Below are 7697 nucleotides of genomic sequence, written 5' to 3' on the forward strand. Positions count from 1 at the left end.
GCTTCCCACGCCCCCCAACTGACCGATGGGCCTTGTCTTCTTCCTGCCTCGAGCTGCATGCAGGACAACAGCGGGAGCCACTCGGGTGAGTGGCTCCCGCTGTAGGGGGACTGCATTTAAGGGGCAGGCTACGGCTGCACAGTAATAGGAATCTCTACCTGCGGCTGCAAGATTTCCAATCGGCCACTATAGGCCCGGACAACCTTGTTGTAGATGTCTGCATCTCGGGATGAGGTAAGAGTAATCACAAGCGCGTACTCCACCTTCTCAGTGGGGACGCCGACGAGTTGCTCAATCCTTGAATTATATTTCACGTCAAATACCGGTCGGAGCAACGACGAAGCTCTTTTGGTGAGAGTCTTGTGTTTGGTAGTCTCCCACTTGTGCGCCCCCTTCCTCAAATCGTTCTCGGGCAAGAAGTCGCTCGACCTGAAAAACGAATCGGTCTTCGGGTGCATGCTGTCTTCTTTACTGAACCTCTCCGCGTGTGGACGGAAGACGGGTTCGATAGCACTGGCCGTGTACGTACTCGGGCTGCGCGAGTCGGTTGGGGAGTTGATGCAATAGGTTGCACTGATTTCGACGTTGCCCGTCCTTACGTCCTCAGGGAGAGGAATAGGCATTCGCATCGTCTGGCCTGGCTCGATTGCCCCCTGGTACAACACGCGAACGGAGTTTGGGGGGCAGATTACGAAGGCGTCGATTTGGTCAGGGATCCTTCCCCATCCCGCCTCTTCGACAGGCATAATGCCACGTTCGGCACAGTGTACGAGCAAAGCCCGAAGACCTAGAGGTTTAATGTGTCCGCCGAAGTGTGCTCGGATTCCTGCGGCCATCCTGAGTGCGGCTGGGGCCGCAAAGCTCGTACCCATCGCAGACAATGGGGTCTCCGCGTCACTACCCGGCAAGAAGATGAATGGCTCATACGGGGCGCCTCCGAAACTCAGAACGTCCGGTTTCACCAATCCCGGTGAGCGGCCAGGGCCGATTGCACTGTATTCGGCTCGATCCCAGTTCTTTAGCTTGCTATTGGCCGATCCGACAGCGAGGGCGTTCACACAGTCGGATGGCACCTGGATGCGGGCGTTACCCGAGGCCCAATCGTGGTTTCCGTTGTTTCCGGCTGCCACGGTCAAGAAAGTCTGCCCATGGGACAGGTACTCGTCCAGTACCGCTGTCCACGGATGCACTTCGTCATCCTCAATAGGGAGCTCCGGGCCAAGACTTAGGTTCACGAAGTCGTAGTTCTTCTCTTCCAGCACATCGCGGATGCGATTCAGTGCCGTGTACAGGGCGTAGGAGTCCTCCTCTACGTCGTCGAGGATCCGATAGTGGTCCACATTGTTGAAGGGCCGTGGTGCGGCCTCTCCAGGATTCAGGCAGCCGAAGAGAGCGGCTGACGTCACCTTGTGTCCGTGATCCACGCACTCTTGCACGGCTGCGCCGACGCCAGGCACATCGAGAGACTGGGCCCATCGGCTCATAGGCCCGCCTGAGGGTAGACCGCCATCGAAGATGGCCATGCGGATGGAACTGTCGACTACGGGCTCATCTGGCACCTCGATCGGAGGCAGTTCGCCTACCGGGAGGCTCCGCTCGATAGGATGCAGCGTACGAAGCTTTGGCATCGGTCGAATGACCCGCAGGAAGGAGAACCTGCTCAGCTCATCCAGTTCTTCCGCGTGACCGGCAACGGGCATAAAGATCAGCCCAGAGACCGGGATACTCCTGTCGATGTCGGCTGATACGCCGCACGTGCGAGCCCAGCGCTGGAATGACCGAACGATGGCGTCGCGATCCACGCTCGGGATGTGTAGTCCTACCTCGAAAAGCGATGAAATTTGAGGAAGCGGCATTTCCCCACGCTTCTTGTCCGAAGCGTCAGGAGCACGGAATGCTTCGACCTTCTGCAGGGGAGATCCTGCTGGGAATGCGTCAGGTGACGCTAGCCGCTCAGCCAGAAGCGAAAACGACTCCCGCTGTCCGGATACGAATAGCTCCGTCGTATCCAACTCCACGGGTTCACCCTGCCGCGTCCACTTTTCCGGGACAATCTTCGCGCCCCGGGATCCAATGTACGAAAGCCCATTATCCCGAAGAAAGTCACCAGGATGGTAGGACTTAGCGGTGAACTGGGGGTGCAGAGTGACGAGGCCTACCGTCTTCCCTGACGGGCAGGCTTCGTCTGGCAAGGAATCGAACGTCGCTACTGCCGTCTGGATTTGTGGGAGGAGTCGCTGTCGAGCCTCCTCCGCGCTGTATGGAAGTTCGGGCGGTGCTCCGCCCGGAGGTGTTGCCACCCTCTCGACGAGACGCTCGCCGTGTCCGAGCAAGAAGTTCCGCTCTCCAGCCATGTTGCCCCCCCCTAGTTCTACTGCTCTTGGTCCGCGCGCTGCTTGCGTCGAATCGTGTCGCGGCTGACTCCTGTCAACTCGCTAGCTCCCCTCTGCGAGAGGCTCCCATCTTGCACTAGATCGAGTGCCACCTGAAGACGCTCGACATGGTTCATTTGCGTCAAGCGTTCCTGCCCCATATGCAACAGAACGTCGAACGTACGTTCGCCACTCAGGACTGCCTTCCTGCGTGCCGTCATAACGAAGCGTTCCGCATCGGCAAAGGAGGAACCCTGCAGGATCCTCACGAGGAAAGCAATGTTCTTTGGGGTCTCACTTCCGCAATAGTGGAGAAGTGCTTCCTCTAGTTCAGCCGGACCCGGCAAGGGGAATTCAACCACTAGGTCAAACCGCCGCCATACGGCCGGGTCTAGGAGGTCGGCGTGATTCGTGGCTGCCAGTAGCAGTGAACCAGAAGGCCAGTCATCAATTTCCTGGAGAAGAACCGTAACAAGCCTCTTGAGCTCTCCGATTTCAGCCATATCGTCGCGTCGCTTGGCCACCGTGTCGAGTTCATCTAGGAGCAGGACTGAGGGGCTTGATTTCGCATAATCAAGCACCTTGCGAATGTTCCCTCCAGTTCGCCCGAGATAGCTGCTCATTACGGACGAGAGGTCTAGGACGAGCAGCGGGAGCTTCAGTTCGTCCGCTAGCCAGCGGGCGGCGAGAGTCTTACCGACACCAGGGGGGCCAGTGAATAGACCCGTACGACTCGGTGCTAGGCCCTGTCGTGCGAGCCGGTCGGCGCTCCGGTGTTCGTCACGAAGTTGCTCAACTGCCGCTCTAACCGGCGGAGTCAAGACTGGACGAACGGCCGGCCCGAGTTGCTCCGCTCGGATTAGTGGCAGGCGACTGTCGCTGTCGAGAGGGAGAGCGGTGGCGTTTCCGAGCCCACGCAAGGGCGTCTGGGCTGTTGGGGCGGAGCGCAGCAGTTCTCGAAGCGAGCCAGCGAGCGATTCGTTCGATCGTTGGTAACGGCGGGCCATGCGCTGGACCAAGGTCTGCACGTCCTGTGCCCTCCCCGCCATCGCAACTCTTGCTAGGTGGACTAGATCTCGTTCATATGTCTCAAGTTCGCCCACAGGGTTCATCACTGTCCTCTCTACCATGCGGAACAGCCTATCGCTTGGTGGCCTAAAAATCAGCGATCATAAGGTCAACTAGTCCACCTAGTGTCCCGAGTGTCCCTGATGTCAGTCTCTCGGATGGCACTGACAGTGGTGGCACGTCTGCCTGGGGCTCGACACGTCTGTGCTGGATGCGGCTGTAGTCGACATACGTCATCGCCGTCGCTCGCCGTCCCGGTCTTTGTCCAGTGCACCGACGGCTGCCACTGTTCACCGCCGTACGCGCACCCCCGCTGACCTGCCCCGAGAACGTCTGCGAACGCTCCTGGACGACCGCCCCGGACAGTTGGAGAGCGTGCTGGGGCCCGCAGGCCCCAGGGCATGTTTAGACCGGACGGCGCATACGCGACCGCGTGAGAGCGCAACAGCGTCTCGCGAAACTAACTCTGCGGGACGTCTAGAACCTCACAGGTTCTGTCTAGCCGCGGGGGACCGACACGGCACGGGGCTGTCAGTGGTCACAGGTACGCTCCCAGAGCGCTGTACTGCAAAGTGCGGCCGCTTGGACCGCCGCCCTGAAGCTCTGGAGATCACGTGCACCCAGTCAAGATCGTCGACTTGTTCGCCGGACCTGGTGGCGTGGATGTGGCTGCGGAGACACTGGGAGTACCGACGGTCGGCATTGAATGGGATGCCGACGCCTGCGAGACCCGCCGCGCTGCCGGCCTGCGCACAGTCCAGGGCGACGTGCGGGAGTATGGTCCGGCCGACTTTCGGGACGCAGACGTGCTCGCTGGCGGCCCGCCCTGCCAGACCTTTACGGTCGCAGGCAGCGGGGCGGGCCGTAAGGCCCTGGATGACGTTCTCAAATTCGTTGAGCAAATGACTGCTCGCGTCGACCGCGAGCAGATCGTTAGCGATCTCGCGAACCTGGATGACGAGCGGACCGGCCTCGTGCTGGAACCCCTCCGATGGATCTTGGAAGCCATCGACGTTCAGAAGAAGCCCTACGAGGCGATCGTCCTGGAGCAGGTGCCTGCGGTGCTTCCTGTGTGGGAGGCGTACGCCCGAGCCCTCCGGAACGAGGGTTACTCAGTTGACTTCGGACTTCTGCTCACGGAGGCGTACGGCGTACCGCAGACGCGGAAGCGGGCTGTACTGGTCGCGCGCCGGGGGGAGCACGACGTGAAGCTGCCCGCTTCTACCCATCGGACTTACCGCAAGGGCGTTCCGCGTGATGCCGGCGACGCGTCGAAGGAGCCGTGGCGCACCATGGGCGACGTGATCGAGCGGGGAACACCATTCGAGGTCATCTCGAACTACGGAACGGGTGGCGACCCGAAGCTGCGTGGGCGTAGGACCTCGTCCCAGCCCTCTGCCACTGTGACTGGCAAGATCCGCCGAAACCGTGTCGTCTCTCTCGACGGGGTTGAACTGGATCGGTTCAATCACTCCGAGGCCGGACGTCTGCAGACCTTTCCTGCCGACTACCCGTGGTCGGGTCGCGACATCGGGCAGCAGATCGGGAACGCAGTTCCGCCGCGCCTGGCGATGCATGTCCTGAGCGCCGCCTTCGGCTGGTCTCCTCCGAGTGAGGACCTGCTGGCGAGGCTCGATTGGTGGCACCGTCTGCCTGCGCAAGCCGCGTCCGCACCTGACGGCGAGGTGCTGGTGGGGGCCTAACACCTGCGTCCTCCTCGAAGCCTGTTCGAGGCTGTGTCTCCTGCCTGTTGCCGACAGCGCCCGTCGTGGAGGGTTCGTCGAACCCGGCTGGGTGCCTGCTGCCAGACTTCAGCACGTGACGATACAAGAGGGTCTGTGGTTGCCTGAGGATGCTGCTCAGGCTGGCATGCAGGATTCGCGCGCGTTGACGGCGAAGCACTCGCGCCGCAATTGGTACCGCACTTGGGGTCTCCCGAGTGATCCCATGAGCAGGGTTCCGCGTGAGTGGCGGATCCCGTCCGGTCTTACGCAGACCGTCCCCGATGACCTTGTCCCGTTCGTGGAGTGGTTCTCTAACCAGCCGCAGGCGCGGGAGCGCTTCCGATGGGCGCTTCGTGACTCCCTCGACGAGTTGCTCGACGGTCAGCGGACGGGGCGCTGGGCGTACCAGCACCTGACGAAGACCGAGAAGACGTATCTCGGCACGGCCGTCGAGGTCAACCTCACCAAGGAGTTCGGCATCGAAAACGGTGCAGACCTCGACTGGTCCATCGCCGGCCTCGACATCGACTGCAAGTTCTCCAAGGATCTCGGTGGCTGGGAGATCCCGATGGAGATGTATCTGTGCGCCGACCACGGCGAGCGGAGTGGCCGTGCCGACCACGCTGCGGTCGTGACCTGGATAGACGACGACTCGAGCCAGTGGGCCGCAGGCATAGTGCGGATCACCGATGAGCGCCTGCGTTGGAAGAGAGCGCTGGGTGCAAACGGTGACCTCGTCCGCGCATACAACCGAGACAACAAGCGCAAGCTCTCCGACAGTGCCAAGTCCGAGATCTACTGGCTCTGGGGTGGTCTCCAGAGGGACCTGCCGAAAAACCTGCTCCGCCACCTGGGTTCCGAAACACGCGAGCGGATTCTCACTGCCCGACTGCCGCGCTACCCCTCGTCGGGTCAGGAGCGGGTGAACCAGCTGTTCCGCGAGGTGCAAGACCGGCTCGTTGGCCGCCAGGCCGTGTTGACCGTCGGCCAGCAGGACGACGCGCCTAAGCGTGCCCGCGACGCCCGGAAAAAACTGCGCCCGGAGGGCATTGTCGTACTGGGTCACCAAGGATCACACCGACACGCCGCCCGTGCGCTCGGATTGCCGGAACCGACCAAGGGGGAGTGGATCTCCACCAGCCTCGCTCCTGTTTCATCTGACGACGCGCGACCGAAGTTCTCACTGGACGGTCAGTTCTGGGCGCGTGCTTGCGGGGATGAGCGGGTGGACCCCGTTCCAGCGCCCGACCTACCTGATGGCCGCGAGAGCGCATGGGTGCACCGCTTCGGGCCCGGTTTCACTGCGTAGCTCGGCTCTGATCCCCCAGGTATCCCCCAGTAGCGAGTGACATACGGAAAGCCGCAGGGTCACCGGCGGCAGAAGCGGCCCGCTGTAAAGCTGCTCGTCCTGCTCGCGGCCGGCTCCTGGCAGGCCTTCGGTGGGTTGCTGGTATTCGAGTTTCGAGGACCTGCGCTCAGCGCCGATGCGATCATCCTGGGATGGATGCGGCGGTGCTAAGAGGTCATTTCATTTGGTGAGCCTGCGGTGACATATGAGGGTCGCGGCGATGGCCGTGAAGGCGAGGAAGTGTTCCGGCTTGCGCTCGTAGCGGCGGTGGAGGCGTCGGCAGCCCGACAGCCAGGACATGGTCCGCTCCACGACCCAGCGGTGTTGGCCCAGGCGTTGGGATGACTCGACGCCCTTACGGGCGAGACGGTGCCGGATGCCGCGGGCTGCGAGCCATCGCCGCAGGTGGCGGTAGTCGTAGCCCTTGTCGCCGTGCAGCTTGTCGGGCCGTCGACGCCGCGGGCCGCGACGGGAGCGGATGGGCGGAATGCCGCGGACGAGCGGGATCAGAGCCTGGCTGTCGTGGAGGTTGGCGGCGGAGATGCCGACCGACAGGGGCAGGCCTTGACGGTCCACGATGAGGTGGATTTTCGATCCCTTCTTGCCACGATCGGTCGGATTCGGTCCCGTCAGCTGCCCCCTTTGAGGGCCCGGACGCTGACGGAGTCGATCGCACACCGCGACCAGTCGAGCTCGCCCCGCGCGCCGAGTTCGTCCAGGACAAGGCGGTGGAGCTTGGCCCAGACCCTGGCCTCGGTCCACTCGGTGAACCGCCGGAAGGCAGTCACCCCGGACAGACCAAAGCCTGGCGGGAGTTGATTCCAGGTGCAGCCCGACGTGGCCACGAAAACGATCGCGGCCAGCGCCTCGCGGTCCCCTCGCCGGCGGTGCCCTCCACCTTGCGGGCGAACCGGTGCCGGCGGCACCACCCGTTGGAACAACGTCCACAACTCTTCCGGCGCCATCCGCTCGACAAGCGCAGCAGTCATCACCCCAGACTGCCGCAAGATCACGCCAACTGAAATGGCGTCTAAGACCGTGTCCTACGTGGTGAGGCGTCGTTGTTCCGGGCATGGGGCGGGGTACGTGGAGTTGGATTGTTCCGGACGGTCTGTGGGAGATCGCGAAGGCGCTGATCCCGCCGTCGAGAGTGCGGCCGCAGGGCGGCGGGACGCAGGACACGCC

Annotated in this window: 5 protein-coding genes and 1 pseudogene; 3 read left to right on the forward strand and 3 right to left on the reverse strand. The window is 62.5% G+C overall.

What is annotated here, in order from left to right; all coding sequences use genetic code 11:
* Positions 1 to 128: 128 nt before the first annotated feature.
* Both ACIBA9_RS31375 and ACIBA9_RS31380 read right to left on the reverse strand, forming a co-directional pair.
* The gene (locus ACIBA9_RS31375; RefSeq protein WP_399368326.1) at positions 129 to 2354 is read right to left on the reverse strand and encodes a S8 family peptidase; all 2226 of its coding nucleotides are present in this window, start codon (positions 2352 to 2354) and stop codon (positions 129 to 131) included.
* A gap of 17 nt (positions 2355 to 2371) precedes the next feature.
* Entirely contained in the window at positions 2372 to 3502 is a 1131-nt protein-coding gene (locus ACIBA9_RS31380; RefSeq protein ID WP_399368328.1) for an AAA family ATPase, read from the reverse strand.
* A gap of 552 nt (positions 3503 to 4054) precedes the next feature.
* On the opposite strand from ACIBA9_RS31380, the gene ACIBA9_RS31385 reads away from it, so the two are divergent.
* Positions 4055 to 5143: a DNA cytosine methyltransferase gene (locus ACIBA9_RS31385; protein ID WP_399368330.1), complete on the forward strand. Its 1089-nt coding sequence runs from the start codon at positions 4055 to 4057 to the stop codon at positions 5141 to 5143.
* 115 nt (positions 5144 to 5258) lie between these two features.
* Positions 5259 to 6473: a NaeI family type II restriction endonuclease gene (locus ACIBA9_RS31390; RefSeq protein ID WP_399368332.1), complete on the forward strand. Its 1215-nt coding sequence runs from the start codon at positions 5259 to 5261 to the stop codon at positions 6471 to 6473.
* A gap of 219 nt (positions 6474 to 6692) precedes the next feature.
* Here the strand turns inward: ACIBA9_RS31390 and ACIBA9_RS31395 are convergent.
* A protein-coding gene (locus ACIBA9_RS31395) for an IS5 family transposase (RefSeq protein ID WP_399368346.1) occupies positions 6693 to 7501 on the reverse strand; the annotation gives its coding sequence in 2 pieces (ribosomal slippage) (positions 6693 to 7151 and positions 7154 to 7501; 807 coding nt in all).
* Positions 7502 to 7584: 83 nt separating this feature from the next.
* On the opposite strand from ACIBA9_RS31395, the pseudogene ACIBA9_RS31400 reads away from it, so the two are divergent.
* Positions 7585 to 7697 (forward strand): annotated as a pseudogene (locus ACIBA9_RS31400) (IS5/IS1182 family transposase); the annotation flags it as partial.

The sequence above is a fragment of the Streptomyces sp. NPDC051452 genome, assembly GCF_044454765.1.
In the GTDB taxonomy this organism is placed as follows: domain Bacteria; phylum Actinomycetota; class Actinomycetes; order Streptomycetales; family Streptomycetaceae; genus Streptomyces.